Source organism: Anaerotruncus sp. 1XD42-93 (assembly GCF_009917605.1).
Classification (GTDB): Bacteria; Bacillota; Clostridia; order Oscillospirales; family Ruminococcaceae; genus Anaerotruncus.
This window is the reverse complement of record NZ_QZEG01000013.1, coordinates 26497-48628: the sequence shown is the minus strand read 5'-3', so window position 1 is coordinate 48628 and position 22132 is coordinate 26497. Positions and strand designations below refer to the sequence as shown.

The 22132-nt window shown below is 56.3% G+C and carries 20 protein-coding genes and 5 tRNA genes; 12 read left to right on the top strand and 13 right to left on the bottom strand.

The genetic code is table 11. The features are described 5' to 3' along the window. Positions 1-6: 6 nt before the first annotated feature. Together lon and D5269_RS07270 are read right to left on the bottom strand one after the other, a co-directional pair. Entirely contained in the window at positions 7-2472 is a 2466-nt protein-coding gene (gene lon, locus D5269_RS07275; protein ID WP_120483743.1) for an endopeptidase La, read from the bottom strand. Positions 2473-2925: 453 nt separating this feature from the next. Then, positions 2926-3126, bottom strand: a complete 201-nt coding sequence (locus D5269_RS07270; protein WP_120483742.1) for a helix-turn-helix transcriptional regulator — start codon at positions 3124-3126, stop codon at positions 2926-2928. Positions 3127-3355: 229 nt separating this feature from the next. On the opposite strand from D5269_RS07270, the gene D5269_RS07265 reads away from it, so the two are divergent. Both D5269_RS07265 and D5269_RS07260 read left to right on the top strand, forming a co-directional pair. Beyond that, positions 3356-3438: transfer RNA gene (locus D5269_RS07265), tRNA-Leu, on the top strand. Between the two features lie 178 nt (positions 3439-3616). Beyond that, complete coding sequence (locus tag D5269_RS07260; RefSeq protein ID WP_120483741.1) at positions 3617-4069, top strand: DUF2752 domain-containing protein; 453 nt, start codon at positions 3617-3619, stop codon at positions 4067-4069. Between the two features lie 12 nt (positions 4070-4081). On the opposite strand, the gene D5269_RS07255 is transcribed toward D5269_RS07260, so the two are convergent. Then, positions 4082-4600, bottom strand: coding sequence for an isoprenylcysteine carboxylmethyltransferase family protein (locus tag D5269_RS07255; protein ID WP_120483740.1), 519 nt, complete (start codon positions 4598-4600; stop codon positions 4082-4084). A 120-nt stretch (positions 4601-4720) separates the two neighbouring features. Here D5269_RS07255 and D5269_RS07250 point away from each other — a divergent pair, with 120 nt between their 5' ends. The 4 genes from D5269_RS07250 to D5269_RS07235 all read left to right on the top strand — a co-directional run bounded on the left by D5269_RS07250 (position 4721) and on the right by D5269_RS07235 (position 8075). Further along, positions 4721-5998: a replication-associated recombination protein A gene (locus D5269_RS07250; RefSeq protein WP_120483739.1), complete on the top strand. Its 1278-nt coding sequence runs from the start codon at positions 4721-4723 to the stop codon at positions 5996-5998. Beyond that, positions 5995-6990: a hypothetical protein gene (locus D5269_RS07245; protein WP_120483738.1), complete on the top strand. Its 996-nt coding sequence runs from the start codon at positions 5995-5997 to the stop codon at positions 6988-6990. The genes D5269_RS07250 and D5269_RS07245 overlap by 4 nt, the downstream gene beginning before the upstream one ends. Positions 6991-7021: 31 nt before the next feature. After that, entirely contained in the window at positions 7022-7411 is a 390-nt protein-coding gene (locus D5269_RS07240; RefSeq protein ID WP_016315245.1) for a VOC family protein, read from the top strand. A 268-nt stretch (positions 7412-7679) separates the two neighbouring features. After that, positions 7680-8075 carry an Rrf2 family transcriptional regulator gene (locus D5269_RS07235; RefSeq protein WP_016315244.1) on the top strand — a complete coding sequence of 132 codons (396 nt, stop codon included), beginning with the start codon at positions 7680-7682 and terminating at the stop codon, positions 8073-8075. 84 nt (positions 8076-8159) lie between these two features. Here D5269_RS07235 and D5269_RS07230 read toward each other — a convergent pair whose 3' ends face one another. From D5269_RS07230 to D5269_RS07200, 7 genes are all read right to left on the bottom strand, one after another. After that, the gene (locus D5269_RS07230) at positions 8160-9524 is read right to left on the bottom strand and encodes a hemerythrin domain-containing protein (RefSeq protein WP_120483737.1); all 1365 of its coding nucleotides are present in this window, start codon (positions 9522-9524) and stop codon (positions 8160-8162) included. Between the two features lie 266 nt (positions 9525-9790). Further along, positions 9791-10345 carry a hypothetical protein gene (locus tag D5269_RS07225; RefSeq protein ID WP_120483736.1) on the bottom strand — a complete coding sequence of 185 codons (555 nt, stop codon included), beginning with the start codon at positions 10343-10345 and terminating at the stop codon, positions 9791-9793. Between the two features lie 16 nt (positions 10346-10361). Continuing rightward, entirely contained in the window at positions 10362-11642 is a 1281-nt protein-coding gene (locus D5269_RS07220; RefSeq protein ID WP_120483735.1) for a putative glycoside hydrolase, read from the bottom strand. 26 nt (positions 11643-11668) lie between these two features. Further along, positions 11669-12271, bottom strand: a complete 603-nt coding sequence (locus D5269_RS07215) for an Rnf-Nqr domain containing protein (protein ID WP_120483734.1) — start codon at positions 12269-12271, stop codon at positions 11669-11671. Positions 12272-12274: 3 nt separating this feature from the next. Then, positions 12275-12949 carry an Rnf-Nqr domain containing protein gene (locus tag D5269_RS07210; protein ID WP_016315239.1) on the bottom strand — a complete coding sequence of 225 codons (675 nt, stop codon included), beginning with the start codon at positions 12947-12949 and terminating at the stop codon, positions 12275-12277. Beyond that, entirely contained in the window at positions 12912-13982 is a 1071-nt protein-coding gene (locus tag D5269_RS07205) for an RnfABCDGE type electron transport complex subunit D (RefSeq protein WP_120483733.1), read from the bottom strand. Before D5269_RS07205 ends, D5269_RS07210 begins: the two co-directional genes overlap by 38 nt. Continuing rightward, the gene (locus D5269_RS07200) at positions 13979-16198 is read right to left on the bottom strand and encodes a 4Fe-4S dicluster domain-containing protein (RefSeq protein ID WP_120483732.1); all 2220 of its coding nucleotides are present in this window, start codon (positions 16196-16198) and stop codon (positions 13979-13981) included. Before D5269_RS07200 ends, D5269_RS07205 begins: the two co-directional genes overlap by 4 nt. Positions 16199-16249: 51 nt before the next feature. Between D5269_RS07200 and D5269_RS07195 the strand changes: the two genes are divergently transcribed. Continuing rightward, complete coding sequence (locus D5269_RS07195; protein WP_120483731.1) at positions 16250-16822, top strand: adaptor protein MecA; 573 nt, start codon at positions 16250-16252, stop codon at positions 16820-16822. A 16-nt stretch (positions 16823-16838) separates the two neighbouring features. Here the strand turns inward: D5269_RS07195 and rpe are convergent, their stop codons facing one another. Next, positions 16839-17507: a ribulose-phosphate 3-epimerase gene (gene rpe / locus D5269_RS07190; protein WP_120483730.1), complete on the bottom strand. Its 669-nt coding sequence runs from the start codon at positions 17505-17507 to the stop codon at positions 16839-16841. Between the two features lie 247 nt (positions 17508-17754). On the opposite strand from rpe, the gene D5269_RS07185 reads away from it, so the two are divergent. The 4 genes from D5269_RS07185 (at position 17755) to D5269_RS07170 (ending at position 18138) form a co-directional block, all read left to right on the top strand. After that, positions 17755-17828 (top strand) — tRNA-Gly (locus D5269_RS07185). A gap of 34 nt (positions 17829-17862) precedes the next feature. Next, positions 17863-17939: transfer RNA gene (locus D5269_RS07180), tRNA-Arg, on the top strand. 7 nt (positions 17940-17946) lie between these two features. Beyond that, positions 17947-18023 (top strand) — tRNA-His (locus tag D5269_RS07175). Positions 18024-18063: 40 nt separating this feature from the next. After that, positions 18064-18138: transfer RNA gene (locus D5269_RS07170), tRNA-Gln, on the top strand. A gap of 228 nt (positions 18139-18366) precedes the next feature. Here D5269_RS07170 and ade read toward each other — a convergent pair. Continuing rightward, positions 18367-20058, bottom strand: coding sequence for an adenine deaminase (gene ade, locus D5269_RS07165; RefSeq protein WP_120483729.1), 1692 nt, complete (start codon positions 20056-20058; stop codon positions 18367-18369). 56 nt (positions 20059-20114) lie between these two features. Continuing rightward, positions 20115-21371: a DUF1015 domain-containing protein gene (locus D5269_RS07160; protein WP_120483728.1), complete on the bottom strand. Its 1257-nt coding sequence runs from the start codon at positions 21369-21371 to the stop codon at positions 20115-20117. A gap of 102 nt (positions 21372-21473) precedes the next feature. On the opposite strand from D5269_RS07160, the gene D5269_RS07155 reads away from it, so the two are divergent. Further along, positions 21474-22097: a manganese efflux pump gene (locus D5269_RS07155; RefSeq protein WP_120483727.1), complete on the top strand. Its 624-nt coding sequence runs from the start codon at positions 21474-21476 to the stop codon at positions 22095-22097. Positions 22098-22132 lie beyond the last annotated feature (35 nt).

Here is a 22132-nt window from a genome sequence, read left to right as displayed (position 1 = left end):
TCCTCCTCACTGTGGGATCGGCGTGTTCGCGGGGAGATCGGGCACCTGCTTCTGCCCGAGCGCGTCGAGTGCGGGTGCACTGATCCTCGGCACAGGCTTTTTCACCAGCGCGGTCTCGATCACGGTATCAATCCGCTCGGCCGGTACAAACCGCAGATGCTCCCGCACCACCTCGTCGATCTCCGCGAGGTCCGGCTCGTTTTCCTTGGGGATCACGACTGTTTTGATCCCGGCGCGGTAGGCGGCCATCGTCTTTTCTTTCAATCCGCCAATCGCCAACACCCGTCCGCGGAGGGTCACCTCGCCTGTCATCGCAACATCCCGATGCACCGGGGTGTCCGAGAGCGCGGAAACCAGCGCAGTGGTGATGGTCACGCCCGCCGAAGGGCCGTCTTTCGGGACCGCCCCCTCGGGGACATGGATATGGATATCCTTTGTCTTATAAAAATCGTGTTCAATCCCGTATGCTTCCCAGTGGGCGCGGATAAAGCTGACTGCGGCGCGCGCGGACTCCTTCATCACATCTCCGAGCGAGCCAGTCAGCTCGATCTTGCCGCTCCCATCAAGGACCGCCACTTCCACCTGTAGCATCTCTCCGCCCACCGAAGTCCACGCCAGCCCATTGACCATGCCCACTTCATCATACGGCTGGATCTGCTCAGGGCGCATCTTACGGGGGCCGAGGTAATCGGTAATATTTTCATCGGTGATGACCACCTTTTTGGACTCGCCTGCGACAATCTGCTTTGCCGACTTGCGCAGCAGCGACGCGACCTCCCGTTCGAGGCTGCGGACCCCGGCTTCACGGGTATAGTTGTCGATCAGGGCGTAAAGCGCATCATCTGCGACCCTGGCTTTGGATGCGGTCAGCCCATGCCGTTTCATCTGCTTGGGCAGCAGATGGTGTTTGGCAATCTGGAATTTTTCTTCGCGGGTGTAGCTGGTCAGCTCAATGACCTCCATACGGTCGCGGAGCGGGCCGGGAATGGTGCTCAGTGTGTTGGCAGTTGCGATAAAGAGCACATCCGAAAGGTCGAACGGCACCTCGATATAGTGGTCTCGGAACGCATGGTTCTGCTCCGAATCAAGCACTTCGAGCAGTGCCGCGGACGGATCCCCCCGGTAGTCGTTGCCCAGTTTGTCCACCTCATCGAGCAGCATCAGCGGGTTGGAACTGCCCGCCAGCTTCATCGCAGCCATGATCCGTCCGGGCATCGCGCCGATATAGGTTTTGCGGTGGCCGCGTACGTCGCTTTCGTCCCGCACGCCGCCCAGCGAAATCCGCACGTATTTACGCCCCATCGACTTTGCGATCGAGCGGGCAATCGAAGTCTTGCCAACTCCCGGCGGCCCCACCAGGCAGATGATCTGCCCTTTGATGTCTGGCGCAAGCTTGCGCACCGAAAGCAGCTCCAGAATCCGCTCCTTGACCTTCTTCAGGCCGTAGTGCTCCTTATCGAGCAGCGCCTGTGCCTTTTTGATGTCGATTTTATCGGTGGTGCGCTTGTTCCAGGGGAGGTCAAGCACCGTGTCCAGATACCCCCGGATCACCCCTGCTTCGTTCGAGTTGCCCGGCAGGCGCGCGAGACGGTCGGCCTCCTTGGTCAGCTTCTCGGTCGTCTCCTCATCCAGCTTGAGCTTCCCGATCCGTGAGAGGTAATTGTCCACCTCATCCTGTAGTTCGTCCTCGCCCAGTTCGCTCGAGATCGCTTTCATCTGCTCGCGCAGATAGTATTCCCGCTGGTTTTTGTCCACCTGCCCTTTGACCTTCTCCTGGATGTCCGCCTCAAGCGAAAGAATGTCGTTCTCCTCCTCAAGGATGCGGGCCAGAATTTCCAGCCGTTTGAGCGGGTCGCTCTGGGAAAGGATGGTCTGTTTGTCCTCGACCTCCATCTGCATGTTGCCGGCTATGTATTCGGCGAGATGGATCGGGTCCTCACTGACCAGCGCGTTGATAACCAACTCTTTGGGCATCCGCGGGATCAGGAAGCAGTACTCTTCGAACAGGTCTTTCACCGTTCTCATCAGCGCGTCGCAGAGGGCAGATTTGAGGCTGCGCCCGGTTTTCAGCGGGAACGGCAGAACCGTTCCTTCGAAATAAGGCTCTTCAGTGAGCACTTCTGTAACCTTGGCGCGGTAGACCCCTTCCACCAGTACCCGCCAGGTCCCCCCCTGCGATTTGATGATCTGCCGGACCTCGGCGACCACGCCAACTTTATAGATCGAGTCCGCTTTTGGCTCATCGTCCCGGATGTTTTTCTGTGCGACAAGGAAAATCCTCCTGTCGGTGCTCATCACGGAATTGAGCGCGAGGATCGACTTTTCCCGCCCTACATCAAAATGCAGCACCATCTGCGGATAGAGCACCAGCCCACGCAGCACCAGCATCGGCATTTTGACCGGCTGGGATTGTTCAGATTTTATATCGTCCGGGTTTTCCACCAGCTTTATTTTTTCGTTCAATTCGCTCATTTCAGTCCCTCCATTCTGTAAGGAGCCACACAAAAACAGGGAATCTCTTCACACAAGGTCCCCCTTCTCTTTTGCATCTATGATACCACGCAGGCCCTCTGGATCGGGTTGCAGGCTGTATCCAAGTATAGTAGCTGCTTTTCAGCTATTATAACCACAATCGCAAAGCGATGTGGTTATAATTGGCCATTGGGACGGGAGCAGGCTCTGCCTGTGCATCGTCCTGGCCATAGCTCGGGTATAGTAGCTGCTTTTCAGCTATTATAACCACAATCGCAAAGCGATGTGGTTATAATTGGCCATCGGGACGGGAGCAGGCTCTGCCTGTGCATCGTCCTGGCCATAGCTCGGGTATAATAGCTGCTTTTCAGCTATTATACCACAGCGGCATTCCTTCTGTAAACGATACCACAACGGTAAATTCCTGTACAAAAACATCCGGAAAATGGCCCTTTAGTCAAACAGGAACAGCAGTTCAATGGGTGCCCCTACTGCGCGGGAGACTGAAACTGCGAGTTTGAGAGACGGGTTGTATCTGCCCGACTCCAACCGTATAATCGTCTCTCTGCGCACCCCGACCAGCGCCGCAAGCTGCTCCTGCGTCAACCCCTTGCGCTGGCGGTACTGTTTCAGGCAGCATGTAAACTCTCCCATTTCAAACGCCGCTCCTGTAAAAAATATTGCGTATTCTCTGTTCTGGCATGGCAGCTCCCTGAAAAGACAACTGCTCCTTCCCTTTTGAGATACAAATATATCACCGTCCCGCCGAATTGTCAAGTACAGGCCATGGAAAGGAAGCGGCAGCCAAATATTATTTTTATTTTGCCTATTTTGCCATTGACAAACAGGAAAATATATGATAATATACAAAACGTTGAAAGACGCGGCAGTGCTGGAACAGGCAGACAGGCACGTTTGAGGGGCGTGTGCGCGAGCGTGTGGGTTCAAGTCCCATCTGCCGCACCATTTCAAAAACAGAGAGCATTCAAATCGTTTCTTGTAAAAGAGGATTTGGATGCTTTTTCTGTTTTCATGACGTACAATCTGGCAGATTCTTTGGATGTTGAAAAACAAGCAGATTCATGGTATTATATGCAGAGAATCCACATGGGTTGCTGTTGCGCACCCGCTAAAGAAGGTTAGTATGAACAGACACCCTTTTTTCAAACCTGCATCCACTGTGCGGGGGCGCTTGGGACAGCTATGCCTGTTCTGTGCGGCGGCCGCACTGGCGGTATTGTTTTTCAGCCAGACCGGACTCTACCACTGCCCGCTGCGGTGGGGGCTTGGGATCGAATGCCCGGGATGCGGGATGACCCGGGCTGCGGCCTGCCTGCTCCGGCTGGATTTTGCCGGCGCCTGGCGGATGCACCCCCTCGTCTTTGCAGCAGCAGGATTCCTCCTGTTCGCCGCTTGGATGTGGGTTACCGGCCAAGGGAACCCTTTGCGCAAAAAATGGCTGCTCCGAACGTTTGCGGCCCTGTTTGCGCTCTGGTGGGGGTTGCGCATCCTGCGGTTTTTGCAGGGGCAGCAGCCTGATTTGTTAGAACCGCAGGCGCTGCTTCCACGCGTCCTGCGCCTGTTGACCGGCCGCTGAACCGGTTTTGTTTTAAAGATAGCGCCGTACCCGTTTCATATACTGCAAATACGCCTTGCCGAACTGCTCCCTGCACCATCTTTCTTCGGAACGGATGATCCAATGGGCAGAGATCTGGAAGCTCAGCACAAAAGCGAGCAGCAACGGGGACTGTGTGAGCAGGACGCATCCCAGAAATATGATAAAATATGCTATATACATCGGATTGCGTGACAACCGGTAAATACCGCTTTGGTTGAACCCGTTTTCGGACAGGACCGCAAAGTGGCAGACGGTAACCGCAAGCAGCAGGATGCCTGCCGCATAGACTGCTATGCCGGCAGCATACAACCCTGACGGGGCTGTTCTGATCCGAAGGAAAAACAGGGACAGAAAAATCGCCGCCGTAGAAAGCTGGTAAACCCAATATGCTGCCTTTTCCCGCTTCTGTAGGGGTGCAAAATATGCGGCGCGCAGAACAGCTCCCCGACCCAGGATGGACAGCAGCCCAAATCGGACCAGCAAAAAAGGGATCATCAGCACAAAGCCCATTCCATCCCCTCCTGTTCTCTCGGTTTGTCCAGATGTGTCATATTTTAAAAGTATACCATAATGGGCTGAAAAAGACAACCATATCCCATATTGGAACAAAAAACGAACGAGGTGACGATTATGTCCGCACCGCTCGCAGACCGCATCCGCCCGCAATCGCTGGACGATGTGGTCGGGCAGGAGCACCTGCTCGGAAAAGATCGGGTGCTTCGCCGGATGGTGGAAACCGGCAGCATCCCCAACCTGATCTTTTATGGGCCGTCCGGGGTTGGCAAAACCACCGTTGCATCCATCATCGCCAAACTGGCCGGAAAAAAACTTTACCGGCTGAATGGTACGACCGCTTCAACGTCGGACATCCGGGAGGTGGTCGCCGGGTGCGACACCATCGACGGGATCGGTGGTGTGATCCTCTATCTCGACGAGATCCAGTATCTGAATAAAAAACAGCAGCAGACGCTGCTTGAATTCATCGAAAATGGGTCGATCACGCTGATCGCCTCGACCACTGAAAACCCCTATTTCTACATCTATAACGCGATCCTCTCCCGGAGCACTGTCTTTGAATTTAAACCGATCCAACCCGAGGCTGTGGAACGGGCGATTTGTCGTGCCTTCCGAATTGCGGAGGAGAGCTTCGGCCATCCGCTCGAGCTGGAGGAGGGCGTGACACGGGAGCTTTCTTTCTCCTGCGGCGGGGATGTCCGCAAAGCGATCAATGCGGTCGAGATGCTTGCGCTCGCCTCGGGGGGCAGCGGAAAGGTCACGCTGGCGGACCTCGAACAGATCGTCCAGCGGAGCGCGGGCCGTTATGACAAGGAGGGGGACGAGCATTACGACCTGCTCTCCGCCCTGCAAAAGTCAATCCGCGGCTCGGATGAGAATGCAGCGCTGCACTATCTCGCGCGCCTGCTCGATTCAGGGGATCTGATCTCCCCCTGCCGGCGTCTGCTGGTCATTGCAAGTGAGGACGTGGGGCTGGCCTACCCGCAGGCGGCTGCGATCGTGAAAGCGTGCGTGGACAGTGCCTTCCAGCTCGGATTGCCCGAAGCACGCGTCCCGCTGGCAATGGCGGTTGTCCTGATGGCTACCTCCCCCAAATCCAACTCCTCCTATGAAGCGATCAACGCGGCAATGGCCGATGTACAGGCTGGACGCGGCAGTGGATTCCCACGCTGCCTGCAAAATAAGCATTACGATGGTGCTGAGGTCGAACGGAAAGGACAATTCTACCTCTACCCACACGATTTCCCCAACCACTTTGTCCGGCAGCAGTATCTGCCGGATGCCCTTGCCGGAACCGTTTACTACCAGTTCGGCGAAAACAAAAATGAATCCGCAGCGCGCGCCTATCGGGAAAAGCTGCTGCGGGAATCCGAAACGGGGGGGAAAAGATGACACTGTTTCCGAAAGTGGGGATTCTGGTTTTTGGGGTGTTGATGGTATTCTGCGCTTGCTCGCAAGGGTTGCCCGGCAATCCGCCCCAGGCCCCGGAAACTGTTTCGCAGGGAAACGCTTCATCAGAACAAACTCCAGAGAGCCGGCCAGCCGATCCTGCGCCTGCGGCGGTCGGTTTTGGGATGCGGTTTCTCGAGGCGCTCCAGCGCGGCGACATCGCGGAGATGGAGACGATGGTCTGGAGCTGGGAGGAAACGCCGGATGCGCTCTCCTATTGGGAGACCGTCACCTTCAGGGATACTTTCACTGCCAGCTTTGTTACCGAACAAACCAGTGAGGATTACGCGGTAATCCAGGTATCCCTTTCGATCGAAGACCCGGGAGAATCCCCTCTGGTTTCCGGTGAGAACCAGCTTGTGCTGACGGTTGGCTGTCCACCGTTTGGAATCGGAGAGGATGTCCGGGTTCTGTCCCTGATCCCACAGGCAGAATATGATCTCAACCGCTCGGAAGACCCGGCTGCTTTCCAGGTGTGGACCTTCCGCAGCTGGGGAAGCGTCGAACCGTTTGACACTGCTGCACAGATTGATCGGAATATTTTGCTGAACTATGTGGTGACAGCAGCAAGCCGGGATTTCTCCACGCACACCGACGGGTGGTCCTATGAGCCGCTCGAGGAGCTGACACAGGCGCAGATCGACCAGACTGCGGATCGTTATTTTGGCATCGAGCGCCTTGTACGGACCGATGCGGCCTGTTACGATCGGGAAAAGCAGGTCTACCGGCTATTTGGCCGGGATGGGGGATACTCCTCGGACCGGGTAGTCTCCAATCTGGAACTGCCCGACGGGAACCGCGAGGCGGTGATTGGGCAGTTCGGCAGCGACCCGCTTGAACTGCTTCCACATGCAAAGACCCGATACCTCCTTGCACCGAATGGGGACGGTTCCTACCGGTTTCTTTCCGCGACACAGAAAGTGTTTCAGCCATAAACCAACAAGACAGAGAAAGGAGCAGACATTCATGCGAATCAAAAAGGTGGACCATGTGGTCATCACAACCGAACATCTGGAGGAAAGCATCAAATTTTACAAAATGCTCGGATTTGAAGCGGTCAATGCAATGGGACACTGGGAGATGAAACTTGGTGATTTCAAGGTCAATCTCCATGTGAAAGGGGTCGCGCTCGAACCAGAAGTGAAGCACGTCCAGCCGGGCAGTTTGGAGCTTTGCTTCGAACTGGATGGCGACCTGCACAAGCTCAAATCCTATCTCGAAGGACAGGGACTGGAAGTTGCCGAACCGCGTATCATGGCGCGTACCGGAGCCAAAGGCCCGGCAATGTCGTTCTACCTGCGCGACCCGGACGGAAATCTGGTAGAGCTTTGCAGCTACGGAAAAAGTGATACCTGATAAAAGCCCATATCCACCTATAAAGCGCCTGCGGCAGTTATTCCCTGCCGCAGGCGCTTTTGATTTTCAGGCTGTGGATTGATGGCCAGATACACTGCCATACAAAATCAAGGCATTTCGTTCTTCTGGAGAAAAACAGAGATGGATAGAATTTCAGTCCCCAGGTGCAAAAAACAACCAAAAGGAACCTTGACAAGTTAGACAGATTGTCGTATACTCTTAAGTATATTCAATTAGTATACTTTCGTTTCCTGAAAGGGGACTTACCATGCATATCACGCTGGAAGCCGACTATGCAGTACGCATTGTCAACTGTTTGGCCAAACATAAAGTCCGAATGGACGCCAAGTCGCTTTCGGGGGCAACAGGGGTGACGCTGCGGTTTTCCCTGAAAATCCTGCGCAAGTTAGTGGCAGAGGGAATTGTCCGGTCGTATAAAGGCACGCAGGGCGGCTACGAGCTGGCCCGGCCCGCTGGGGAAATCTCTCTCGGCGAGGTGATCGAGGTCGTAGAAGGGCCTATCACGATCAGCCGGTGCGTTGGCGTGGAAGGGTTTAAATGCAGCCGTGGGGAGGATTCATTCTGCCAATTCAACCAAACCTATTCAGAGATTTCCAAAATGGTGCGGGAAAAGCTATATGCTGTGCATTTTGGGGAAGAATAACAGAGCCGGACGGAAATCCGTCCGGCTCTGCCGTTCTCTATCCAATCTTTTTATACCTTCCCGATTCGCGTCCATAGCAGGCCGTCAGGCTTTTTTCTTTTCAAAGAAAGCGTCGATTGACTTTTTAATATCCGCAGGTTTCGAATGTTTCAGCAGATAGCCAGACGGTTTCAGAGGCATGACCTTGATCATACTCTCCCGATCCCTCCTGCCGGTCAGGAAAATCACCGGAATGTCTGCAAATTCCTTTTCCGCGCGGAGCATCTCCAATACCTGGCTGCCATCGCAGATCGGCATTTCGTAGTCCAGCAAGATCAAATCCGGACGGTTCAAGGTAACGGTGCGAATCGCGGCCACACCGGATTCGGCCAGCGCGACCTCATAATCCGCATCCAGAAGCTGCTTCATGCCATGCCGCACAGTTATGGAATCATCTACCACGAGTATCTTCGGCTTCTGATTCTGTATCTCCTGCTCCTCCCGCTTTTCCAGATATTTTTTGACTTCATCCAGCGTATTTTCGTTTTCGAGAGGGGTCCCAATCCCATCTTGCAGCAGATGGGGCGCGATAACGCAATAGGAAAAATAGCCGGCTCCCCCAGTGTTAAACAGCAGGCTGATATGCGGTTTTTCCGTCTCGAACACCTTACGGAACTGCTCATAAGAAAGAAGATGCTCCTTTTTCAGCTCATACGATTTTGTACTCGGAAGGCTCTCCATAATACGTCCCGCAAACTGTTTCGCCGTATATCTGCTGGCATTGACCAACATGCTGTCCAGCTTGTTGGTCTTAATCCCCATAATTTTTCCAACCGTATTGATCAGAAGTTTTTCCTCAAAAACCAGAAGGATCTCCTGCGTTTTTTCGTGCTGCCCTGTTCCATAAACCAGGCGGTAATAGATTCCCCTTCCAAACTTTTCTCCGCTATATACATCGCTGACCAACTGTGACTCCAGACGGAACATATCAAACACAAGCTGAATAATCAGTTTTTTTATGGCGGCAACCTCTTCCTCCGGCAAGAGGTTTTTCCATTTGCTGATCCCCTCCCCTGCAATGGCAACGTCCTCTGTGAGGGTATGCCCGATCAGCCAGCCGGCGCAGACGCCCAAAAAGTGATCTACCGCGTCCGGGGAATACTCTGTCCGTTTCAGCTCCTGTTCAAGCGCCGGAAGCGTATTTTCCCGAAATCCTTTGTGCACACGTTTATGCTGTTCCAGTCCTTCGTAGCCAATAGACTCCATATATTCTTCTTCATCTGCAAAATGCCGTATCGCATGTGTCTTGAAAAACTTAATTGCTTCCTGACAGGCCCACTGGTTGTCTTTTTCCTCTTTCCGGAGCGCGAAAAGTTTGTTGATAATCCTTAAAAGCTGCCGGTGTTCCCGGTCGATGCTGCTCACTCCGATATTGAATTCTTCCTGCCATGCAAACTGAACGTCATTCATGTAAAATCCTCCTTATTATTCTGTCTGACTGATGATAAACATGACAAAGCCACTGTAAAATAACCTGTTATTTTACAGTGGTGGGCATGCCCACCAACACAATCCTGCGTGGATGGGCTATAGAACCCGGAGCAATACCGCTCTTAGCGGTTTACAATGGTTGAATCAATAAATGGATATTTAAAAACCAGCTTTGATTTCCGGTACCCGCCTGAGCGGTTTTTTTCCGTCTCTATTATTATAGTTTGGAATTTCCGGAAGGGTCCTTAGTAATCGATCACCACAAATTCCCCGAAATTTCGGGGATCTTCACGGGAAAGGGAGAAATCCGCCGGAAAAAAGCACCCATAATGCGGATGCCGGGAATTTTCGCAAGTCTTATAAAAATTTCCCCGGAAGGTGACACCCGGCAGGGCAGAAAACCCACTGGCGCAACGTCCTAATATATGGGAAGAAACAATGATATTCCCTCCCCAATATACGCCTTGTAGATCTTCCCCCTCAAACGTATGCACCAAAACCCCATCCAACGGTTCCGAACCATCTCCCGCAGAAGCCATGGAAGCCCCATCCGCCTGAAGCGAGAGCCGGAGGGGCGGCCCCGCATCCAAAAACTGTAGGATCGCTTCCATCCGGCTGTCGGGAAGCGGCTTTGACTCGAAGCTCAGAAACTGGAGATGCAGCGCATCTGCCGCAAAGCAGATGCGCACCTGCGAATAGGGCCGATAATCGCGCGTCTCGAGCGGGAAGCAGGTCAGCTTGGCGACATGCAGCGTCTCGTAATCGGGCGCACCGGGAAAAAGCCGGACTTTAAATGCCATGAGAGGAATCCTCCTGTCAGTTGGGATTTGGGCTTTCCTGAACTATCAAATAGCTTTCCACGCCGTTTTCCTTTAATACTTCCTGTACGGCCTGAACCATAGCAGTGCTGTTGTTCGGGTCCTGAATCAGCGCAGTGAACTGCCCCGGAAGCCGACCCGACAAGGCATCAAGCATCCTCTGGACCGTATCCCCCGGGTCCTGCATTGGATGTTCGACCGTGAAGCCGCCCGCAGAGAAGTTTTCTCCGAGAACCGCCGGGGAAAGGTTCAGAGTGATCTGGTCAGAAAGTACAAGCGGATCACCGCCGAGGCTGTCCGGATTGGAAAATACATCCGCTGCCCGAACGATAAGGCTCACCGTTCCGCCTTTAGCAGACACTGCACTGGAAACCTGCCGGACAAATGCGGAAAGCACCTCCGAACGGCTGACGTCCCCAGTTTCCCCATAGGTCGCGGCATCCAGCCGAACGCCAACCGGGAACATCACGCTGTCAAGCAGGATCTGTTCGACCCCCATTGAAACCGCTTCCTCCGCCAGTCCAACCAGATAGGCACGCGCCTGTTCGGAATAGGGGTTCAGCCATGGTTTGCCGCCCTTCTCCCGGGAGTTATCCAGCCAGTGCTCCCTTGTGTCGAGATATTGCACCGCCATATTATTGTCCGAAAGCGCCGCAGTGTAGTCGCGGAAGGTGTGCATCCGTCCAATCGGGAGCATCCCCGCAGCGCGGATCTGTTCACAGGCCGCAGACAGATCATAAGGGGTGACCCCTTCCTCAAGCGGGATGCGTCCCCGCTTCGAGCGGTAAAGCAAACTGCCGTTGGCATCCTTGAGGTCGACCAGTACCGCCGTATACCCGGCCTCCTGAAAATCGGAAAGCCGCGCAGCGAGCAGATTCGGGTCAAGCAGATCTGAAACCGGCAGGTAAGCGCCTCGAAGCTGTGTTCCGGATGGAATTTCTGAACCCTCCGGCGCTGCCGGTTCTGATTCTGCCGGCGCAGGATCAGATGCGGATACCGCCGGTTCCGGCGGCAGCTCTGGCAGCGATTCCGGAGCGGGTGCTTCCGGCTCGGGAGACGCAGAAATATCCGGGATTTCCGGGAGGGATGGCGTAGGATTGTTTTTCCATTCAAAGGCGATGCTGTCGAGATAGGCCCGAACCGGCTCATAGGCGCTCCAGCCGATGAACCCGAGCAGACCGACCACCACCACGATGCAAACGACCCGAAGCAGGATCGAAAGGGGGGTGCGGCGCTTATAGATATTTTTATAGCGCTTTACCTTGACTGCCTTTGGCATTTGAGGTACCTCCGAGGAAAAGTTAATCAGGTGGGGAGCTGGTGCCCGATCAGGCCATAGATGGCGAGAGAAAGGATACCCGCATAGAGCAGCATGACCGGCATCCCCCGAAACGCCCGCGGGACATCCGAAAGGGCGATCCGGCGCCGGCCCTCACAGAGCAACAGGATCGCTAAAGTATAGCCGATCCCTGAGCCAAGCGCAAAGCCGACTGTCTGCACCAGTCCATAGCTGCCCGAAAACGCGATCAGCAGAGACCCAAGTGTTGCCGAATTGAAGGACGCGCTCGAGAGCATATCGCGGATGTCATAATGGACGCCAGGAAAAATATATTTGGTCAATAGCCAGACCGCGGTATAAACAATGCAGATGCTGGCGAGGGTTGCGGCATATCGGGCAGCCAGCTGAACACCCGCCTCCAGCCGGTCCCGCAAAACGAGCTGCACCGGCCACGCAAGGAGCGAAGAGAGGGTTGCAACGACAGTGAGCGTACAACCAAACTGCAGGATTTTTTGGGAAGAAGTGCGCATCAGGCTGCCCTTGCTCGCACCAAACCCACGAGTAAAGATCGCATTTTGCAGGACGATCGCACTCAGGATGATCAACAGAAAATCATTCAGCAGATTCATAAACTACCTCCCAGAAGGCTGGCCTGCAGCCTCCGCCTGACGTCTGGGGCGGCGGCAAAGCAGGGCAATCACAACCCGATGCAGGGACCGGAAGAGTGCACCAAACAGTGCCACAAGGATGAAGCCCGCGAAGGCAATCTGCATCCCGCGGGTCCGGATCGGGAATTTGACCGCGATCCCCCAGATCGTATTGCTGCCGAACAGCTCACGCACACAGGCGATCAACGCCATGGCCAAGGCGAATCCAGCGCTATAGACCACCGCGTCCACCATCAGAAGGAATGGCCGGACACGTTTGGATGCAGCACGCGCACAAAGGGTGGAGAGCACCGTATTGACCGACAGGATCGGAAGATAGACGCCAAGTGTGTCATTGATCCCTGGGGCAATTGGCAGGATCAGCGGTTCGCTTGCCACTACCAGCGCCAGCGCCATCCCCATATAAAGCATCGAAGCGATCCACTGGGGCAGGCGCCTGCCGATCAGCAAGGCGAACAGGACAGTGGGGACCAGCGAGCAGGCCATCAAAATCGAAATTGCAGCCGCGCTTTTGAGATTGTGGCTGACAATGATCGCGAGCGGCAGGGCAAGCCCCCCGATCAGGACAGGGTTTTTCCAAAAAAGCCCGTCTGACCAGCGGCTATGCTTCCTGTAGGTTCTGATTCTTGCGAGATTCAAGCTGTTTCCTCCTTATCAGGCGGTGGAGCCGTTCGTTATACCGGTCGATCAGCGGGACAAACGCATTGGCGAGCAGGACGGCAAACGGCATACTCTCCTCAAATCCGCCAAAGTAGCGGAACCCCATTGTGATGCTCCCGGCAAAGATGCCATAGACAAAATAAGCGGAATCGCGCTTGGGGCTGGTGACCGGGTCACTGATCATAAAGACCGCACCAAAGAGCAGCAATCCGGACATCATCTCAAACTCGACCGAACGCAGCCCGCTCTGCCCAGTACGCGGGAACAGAAGGGCGATCAATGCGCAGGTCCCGAGGAAGGGGATCGGCATCTGCCAGCGGACCGTCCGTCGGAACAGCAGGTAAACCAGACAGGTCATCAGGACCAGGATATTGGTTGCACCCATCGGACCGGGATAGTTTCCCAAAAGCATCTCAGTAAGGTCATTGGTGGGCACCCCGCCCACCTTGAGTACAAAGGCCGGGTTCTGGTAGAGGCGCAGGCTGATTTCCTGCGCAATCCCCTGTGCATTGACCGAACTGTATGTATAATAGTAGTCGGTGGCGTTTGCGGCGACCGTCCCCAGCACCCCGATCCGGGAAAACGGCATCGGGTAGATGAACACCAGCCGCGGCCAGCAGATCGCGGCGAACGAGATTCCGGATGCCGCGGGATTGAACAGGTTGTTCCCCAGCCCGCCGAACGGGTGCTTGGCGATCGCGATTGCGAAGAATGCCGCTGATGCAACGATTTTGAAACTGATTGTCGCGGGCATACAGAGCGCAATCAGCATTCCAGTGACGACTGGGGAAAGGTCAAACAGGTTCAGACGACTGCCGCGCAGCAGGGTGCAGACCGCATCGGTGAGAACCGCCGTCAGCACCGATACGCCGCAGACAACAAGTGCGCGTAATCCATAAAAAAGATAGGCCAGCACCATCAACACCATCAGGAGGATCAGCACGTCGGACATCAAGGTCCGGTTATTCTCCTGGTGGCGGATGTGCGGGGCGGGATGTCTGCTCAGTTTCATTGGGTTTCCTCCCCTACGTTGACAGGATCATGGTCGGGCCGTCTGTCCGGACTGCCCCAGTCGGCAGCTGCGCGTTCTGCCGCCTCGCGGGCAGCTGCGGCGTCGGCCTGTGCCTGTGCGAGCCGCTGCGCAAGAAAGGTCCGGGTCGCCTGATATTGGGCGGCGATCTCCTCGGATGCGGTTTGCCAGGCGTCCGCAGCGGCTTTCATTGCGGCGTCATACACCGCCTTCGCCGATTCACTCTCGAGCCGGAACCGCTCCTGCGCGTCGGCGTCGGCCTTTTCCCGCACCTGCTGCGCCTCGCGGAGCTTTTCAGCGCACACCTGTCCAGTATATTCGACCGTCCGCTCCTGCCCCGAAACCTGTGCCGCCGCCCCGTCGATCGCTTTGACTGCGTCCTGCGCGGCAGCCTGGAGCGCTTGTGCGTTCCGATGCTGCTGTTCCGCGTCGAGGCGGGCAGCGGCGAGGCGTTCGTTTGCCTTAGCGGTTTCGGCTGCGGCCTTTTCCGCAGCTTTCTCCGCATCCGAAAGGTTTTTCGCTGCAAACTTGGCCCCTTCGGAAGCCTGTTTCGCGGCAGCTTTTGCCGAGTGAAGCGTCTGCCCGGAACTATCTCCCGAAAGCGCAGATTTTGCTTCCTGCGCCCGTCGGGCGTCGGACTCGCTCCTGGACACCGCCTGCTTGATGGTAGGCAGCATCTTTTCGAGGTCCTGTTGGGCTGCGGCCTTCTGTTTCACCTCCATCTCCAGTGCGGAAACCCTTGCATCCGCCTGCAAGGCTCTTTCACGGGCCTTCTGTGCGGCTTCCTGCGCTCGCTGCGCATTCAGCTGGACCTGCTCCAGCTGCTGGCCGGTTTGTGTCTGAACCGACCGGGCCGCCTCGATTGTGACCTGTACCGTTTCCTCTGCCAGTTTGAACTGGTCGGCCGAAGCCTTCAGCGCCTGCTCCAGCGCCGCCTGTGCGGCATTATTAGCAGCTTCCAGATTCGCCGCGGCTTGCTTTTCCGCCTCCTGAAGCTCCGCCTTCACGGCGCGCTCATTCGATAGCCGCGCCTTTTCCAGCTGGCGCAGGTCCTTCTTCTGGGCTTTGCCCTCCTGATAAAGCAGATAGTCCTGATAGTAGCTCCTATATTCCGCATCCTTTTTCTTCTGCTCGAGCGCTTTGGTCAGCCGGATCGAACCGATCATCCGGCGCATCTCAGCCTGTCCCCGCAGGATCGAGCCGGTCAGATCGAGCTTTGCGGGACAAACATAGCTGCACGAACCACACCCAATGCACATCTGCGGGTCAGCCTTGCGGAACTCTTCATACCGGCGCTGGTGGAAGCTGCGGTAGAGAAAAAAGGGGTTCAGGCCTTCGGGGCAGGCGTGCACGCACCGGGAGCAACCGATACAGTTGAAGTCGCTCTCCCCGATCCGGGCACGAAACGCAAGGATTGCCCGGGTGGATGGGTTGATCAAGGTTTTGTCGGTGTCGATAACGCTGATACCAGTCATCGAACCGCCGATAACCACCCGCACCGGATCATCGATCAGGCCGCATCGTTCGAGCGTCTGAGTGACCGTCATCCCCAGCGAAACCTCCAGGTTGGTGGGGTTGCCGATACAGTCCCCCGCGACGGTGACAAACGTGGTGGTCTGCGGACGGTTGAAGAGAACCGCACGCGCAAGGTGGATGATCGCCCCCACCCCGACCTCGAGCACCCCGCGTTCGGAGCCGTAGAACCTGGACGCCTGATATTCAGCGGGATAACGCCCATGAATCCGGCGCACCTTGTAGGAACCGATTGTCTTGGGAATCCGGATTTCGAGGTCGGTCAGATTGCGGTAGACAGCAAAACACGCCTGTGGCGCATTCACCGCCTTTTGCAGCAGGGCAAGCCCACAAAAAGCGACCTCCTGATTTTTCAGCAGCGGGTTGAGCTGGCTGGAAATATACGGCTCATCGTCGATCGCATCACCCACCAGCAGGCGCAGCCTGCGGACCCGCGCCCGCAGGATTTTATCAATCAGAGGGGTGCCGTCCCGCTCGTCCACGATCTTTGCTTCCCGCGCGATCTCGCAGATTTCATCGGCGGAGAGCCGGTTGGGGTCCTCCACCTGCGGGCGGTTCATCTGGATGCCGATTGTATCCGCATTGAAAAATTCCCGCAGATCCCGCGAGAGTGCCGGTTCTTTATGCTGTTGGAGCAAGATGCCCCGGTATAAAAATCCTGCCATAGGAAACCTCCGGTCAATTCAATCATATATCTGGGTTGAGGGGGGAACGGTATGGAAATCAAGCGACTGGGGAACAGCAGACTAAGCATCCGCATTTCAGAACCCGAGCTTACGGCACTCGGCTTTTCCTGCGAAATGGTAGACTGCGCCAGTCAGGCCACACAGGCGATGGTGCTCGCCCTGCTCGAGATCGCGGAAAAGGAGGTTGGCTTCCAGCCGGAGGACTGTTTAGTGGTCCGGATTGAGCCGCTGGAAGACGGAGGATGCCTTCTGCTTTTTTCGTCTCCGCAGGATCGGCCTCCCCGCAGATGGAAGGTGCGGCGCCATGCCGCATCACCGGTAATCTACGCCTTTTCCGATGTGGATGCCCTGATCGGCGGATCGGTGAAGCTATTTCAACGATATGCCCACAGGATACGAAAAAGTATGCTTTACCGGATCAACGGGGAATGGAGGCTTGCCGTCTACCCCCTCGACATACTCGAAAACCGTTCGCTCGCGGTTCTGGATGAGTTTGGACCGCGCTGGGGAGAAGGACCGGTCGCGGCAGCCTGGCTGGACGAACATGCAGAACTGCTCATCGAAAAAGATGCCATCGACCTGCTCTCCTCCTATTTCGGATAGCGATTGCCTTTTTCCTTTAAAATAGGGAAACCTTCCGGGCATGGGCGCGGAGATTCTCCACCGCTGCCCGGTAATCAGGCTGTGAAAAGAGTGCACTGCCTGCCACAAATACATTTGCGCCTGCCTGTGCCGCCTGTGAAACTGTCTGGTCATCAATACCGCCATCCACCTCGAGGTCAACAGAAAGCCCCCGCCGGTCAATCTCCTGGCGGATCGACCAAATCTTGGGGCAAAGCTCCGGCTGGAACTTCTGCCCGCCAAATCCGGGTTCCACCGTCATCACCAACACCAGGTCGATCTGTTCAAGATAGGGGAAAACCACCTCTGCGGGGGTGGCTGGCTTGACCGACAGGCCACAGAGACTGCCAGTCCGCTTGATCGCATCAATGGTCTGCTGAACATCACTTTCACTCTCGACATGAAAGGTGACGAGGTTGGCGCCCGCATCCACAAATTTCTGTGCATAGGAAAGCGGGCTGGAAATCATCAGGTGCACATCCAAAAAGACGTCGGTCTTTTTGCGAAGGGAAGCGACCACGGGAAGCCCAAGGCTCAAATTCGGAACAAAATGTCCATCCATCACATCAACATGGATCATGTCCGCCCCGGCGCGCCGCATGGCCGAAACCTCCGCTTCAAGATTTGCAAAGTCACAGGACAGGATGGATGGCGCAATCTTCAGCATAGGGACCCCTCTTTCACAAGCAGGACAGACCCTGGTTGATCCACCCCGATAATTTGACCTATTCAGTATAGCGGAAAAGCGCAGAAATTGCAAGAATCTCCCCTGCAATGGCGCAGAATTCATAACCTGTTAATCTTTTCCCATCCTCTGCCGCGAAAATTCGAACAAATATTCAGGGAAAAAACATGCATAAGCCCTTGACAAATTGCGGCAGGTTTGTTAAAATAAATAGCGTCGCTTGGGTTGTGCGGGTGTAGTTCAATGGTAGAATGTCAGCCTTCCAAGCTGAACACGTGGGTTCGATTCCCATCACCCGCTCCATATTCGCACCCCATAGATCATAAAGCGTAAGTTTGTGCCAGTAGCTCAACTGGATAGAGCAACTGCCTTCTAAGCAGTAGGTCGGGGGTTCGAGTCCCTCCTGGCGCGCCAGAATATGGTGGGTATAGCGTAGTTGGTTAACGCGTCAGTTTGTGGCACTGAAGACCGTGGGTTCGAATCCCACTATCCACCCCACAAAAATCTCTGCCCGCCTGCCGAGCGGAGATTTTTTCTTTGGGCTATCGTCAAGCGGTAAGACACAGCACTTTGACTGCTGCATTCGCTGGTTCGAATCCAGCTAGCCCAGCCATCATAATATCTTTGGATACCACCGGCATTTCTGCCGGTGGTATCGCCGTTTCAGGATCAATATTCCCCCAGCCCGGTTTTCCCTACACCCAGTGGCGAAGGAATTCGCAAAAAACTGACGCAGTTCAGAAAGTGCGCCAAGGCAAAAAGGCATCGGCACTGATATGTGCCGATGCCTTTTCCGATTTTTTCACAGAATTTCAAAAAATGGGGACTACCGGTCGCCCGACTATAGGAACTGGAACCTGGTCACATCAAAAACCCCCATATCGGTGATCCGGATTTCCGGGATCACCGGAAGCGCCATGAAACTCAGGGTAATGAATGGGTCAATCCCTTCCGCGACCCCTGCCCGCCGCGCCTTTTCAATCATGCTGTCGAGATCGGCAATCAGGCGGTCAGCCGGTCCTGTACTCATCAGTCCGGCGATCGGCAGAGGCAGCGACCCGAGCACGTGGCCGTCCTGCACAATCGTGTATCCTCCTGCGATCCGTTTGATCTCCTCAACCGCCGCAAACAGGTCCGCGTCGTTGTCCCCGACCACAATCAGGTTGTGCGAATCATGCGCAACGGTGGTCGCAACCGCTCCGTGAGTCAACCCATACCCCTCGATCAACCCAACACCAATATTACCGGTCGCATGGTGGCGCTCGATCACCGCGATTTTGCGCAGTCTGCCCGAAGCGATCTGTTCGTCCACTGCATCTGCCGGGACAGTGGATGCAGCCGTTACGATCTGCCCCTTTACAATCCGGATTACCGGATGCTCCGCCCGCTCGGGCAGGGCAAACGCGTCCGGTGGGAGCGGCGCAAGATTGACAGCGTTTTCCACATCCCCGGCCGCCCCCCAGGCGTATCCAAACGTCAATCTACCGCTGCGCACCTTCTGTTCTCCATCTTTATAGACCGAAAGCACGTTGAAGTCGGTGAGGTTGTCCAGCACGACGAGATCCGCCCGATAACCAACCGCAACGGCTCCCAGTCTGGGCAGGCGATAGATCCGCGCGGCATTGATGGTCGCCATCTGGATAGCAGTGAGCGGGTCCAGGCCAAGCTCAACCGCCAGCCGGATGTTCCAGCGGATGGTGCCCTCCCGGCGGATATCCGCAAGGTGCTTGTCGTCGGTGCAGAACGCCAGGCAGGTCGTGTCAATACGGTCGCGGACCACACCGGTGAGGATGTCCCGGAGGTTTTTGGAGGCGCTCCCCTCCCGCACCAGCACCGCCATGCCTGCGCGCAGCTTTTCCCGCGCCTCTTCGTAAGTGGTGCTCTCATGGTCGGTATGGATGCCCGCCGCCACATATGCCTGCAACCCTTTCCCGGAAAGGGAAGGTGCATGCCCGTCGATCACGCTTTCGCCAAACAGTTCCAGTTTGGCGAGCACCTCCGGGTCGCAGCCCGCCACCCCCGGATAGTTCATCATCTCGCCCAGCCCCAACACCTGCGGGTCGGATTTGAGCGGTTCCATCTTCTCAGCGGTGAGCACCTCTCCGGCGTGCTCGAACGGGGTTGCCGGCACACAGGAGGGTACCTGCACATAGTAGTTGACACCGCTCCCTTCGGCTGCCCGAAGCATAAACCGGACGCCCTCTGTACCTAGGACATTTGCGATCTCGTGAGGGTCGGTAACCAGCGTGGTGACCCCCCAGCGCAGTTCTTCCGGGCCGTAGTCAAGCGGAGTGACCATTGAGCTTTCTACATGACAGTGAGCGTTGATGAAGCCAGGGACCAGATATGCGCCGCCAAGCTCCACCTCGTTCTTCCCGCAATAGCTGCCCACACCGCAGATCATACCGTCCGAAATCGCGACGTCGGCTTCTTCGATCTCCCGGGTGAATACGTTGACCACCTTCGCGTGCTTGAGTACCAGCTCGGGCAGTTCTTCGCCCAGCGCCAGTTTTATCGCGCTCTTTCGTTCCATCCTGCACACTCCTTCAAAAATTTGAGAGACATCGGGGAATCCTGCGCTGACAGCCCTTATCGGATTTTCCGGCACTCGAGATAGAACCGCTTTTCATGTGCATGCCCCATCGAAAAGGTTTTTCTGGGGAGCGCGCCGTCGATCTGGACGGTGCGGAACAGCTCGTCTTTGCCCATGACAGGGAGCAGGAACCCGATGGCGTCTTCCCTCTGGCAGAGTTTTTCGAGGGTATCCTCCCCATGGATATAGTCCACCTCGCCGCCGTGGGAAGCAAGGTAACGGTCGATAAAGAGCTGAAGCGTTCCAACCGCAAGCTGGGAGGGCGGGTTCTTCACAACGATCCTGCCGGAACGGTCGGCTGTCCGCCATTCGAACGACTGCCCCTCACCGGTTTCGGAAACCTCGCAGAACCGGTTCAGTTCGTCCAGCAGTTCCTGCGGCTTCACGCCAAACACCACCCGGTGGATCGGCTCGAACTCCAGTGCTGCATCATGCAGATTGACCAGCTCTACCAGCGCATACCGCGCCGGGTGGTTTTTCCATTCCTCCTCGGGCAGTGTCTGCTTGAGCTTCTCATAACAGGCTTTCGCGGTTGCAAGCGAATGGTTGCCATCCCCCATGGCAAAATAGAGCGGCGCCTTGTCCGGCGCGATCGCCCGGTTGGCCTGTTCGGCCTGCTCCGCGAGCCGCGCAAGCGCCTGATCCACCCGGTCGGCCCCGGCCCGGTCGAGCGACCAGCCGCGCACAGCTCCCCCATTTTCCATCAGTGTGAACTGGTAGACCTGCTGCATCTGCGCAGCCTGTGCCGCAAGCGGCTCGATCACCAGGCCATCCGGATCGTCAATCAGCACCATAACATGCGGCAGTTCCAGCAGCGCGTCCTGCCGCACCCGGATGCGCGGCGGCAGGCGGCTTTCGACCGTCCCTTCGGTCGGCCGCACCCCCGACTGGCTGCCCGGCTTATAGTCATACGCTTCGAGGTCGATCTTTCCGATCAGCCCATGGCGCACCTTTCCCGGGGCCAGCTCCCGTTCCAGATAGAGGTAGCTGTCCGGAAGGGTGCGGAACAGCCCTTCCGAAAGGTATTTCTGCATCTCCGCATTCACCCGGCTGATCCGCCCGTCCAGCCCGGGCTGGCTCAGGTATGCTTCCGGGATAATCAGATGGGATGATGAAGGGATTCCCTGTGTGCGCTGCTCCACCCGGTCCCAGTAGTCCGGCTCGGAGGTGTACTGGTCGCACGCGACCACGCTCCACCCGGAAAGGTCTTCCCCCTGCGGCAGCAGGATTTCAGCTCTGGAAAAAATCTGCATTGTCAATAACCATCCTTCCACTGTTTTGAACCAAACCCAAACACTGTCCATAGGATAGAACAATGCCCCCTTGCGGGAAATCCTGAACAGGTGGTGTCTGGAATGTTTCTGTTCTTATGCTTTACCGCGTTTGCCCTGAGTGCCGACGGCTTTGCCGCCGGTCTTGCGCTCGGCCTGCGCGGGGTCAAAATCAGTGCCCCGGCAAAAGCGGCTGTTGCGCTGCTCTCCGCCGCCTTTGCAGCCCTTTCGATCAGCGCGGGCTCCCTGCTGCGCGTTTTGATTCCGAACAGCATGGCATCTCTGCTTGGCGCAAGCATTTTGCTGCTGCTGGGAGCGCTTTCGGTCATCCGCTCCCTGCTGCCCGAAAAACCGCCCAGTCCCCCCAGCCCCCATATCTTCCACGCGCTCGGCATGACCATCCAGGTCATCCGAAACCCCGAACAGGGCGACCTGGACCATTCCGGAACCATCGACCTTATGGAAGCGGCCTTCCTTGGGATTTCCCTGTCGATGGATATGCTTGGGGCCGGGATCGGGCTTGCGCTGGGAAGCACCGGGATAGAATGGAGGCTGCCTGTCACTGTCGGACTGATGCAGGCGGCCTGCCTGTCGCTCGGCGCCTCTGCCGGACGTGTCCTACATAGACGTACCGTCAGCAGACGTGCGGCCGGCTGTCTTTCCGGCGCGCTGCTGCTGGCGCTCGGCACAGTGCGCATCTTCTTTTGATACCCTTCCATTATAATGCCTGTCCGGAAAAGCTG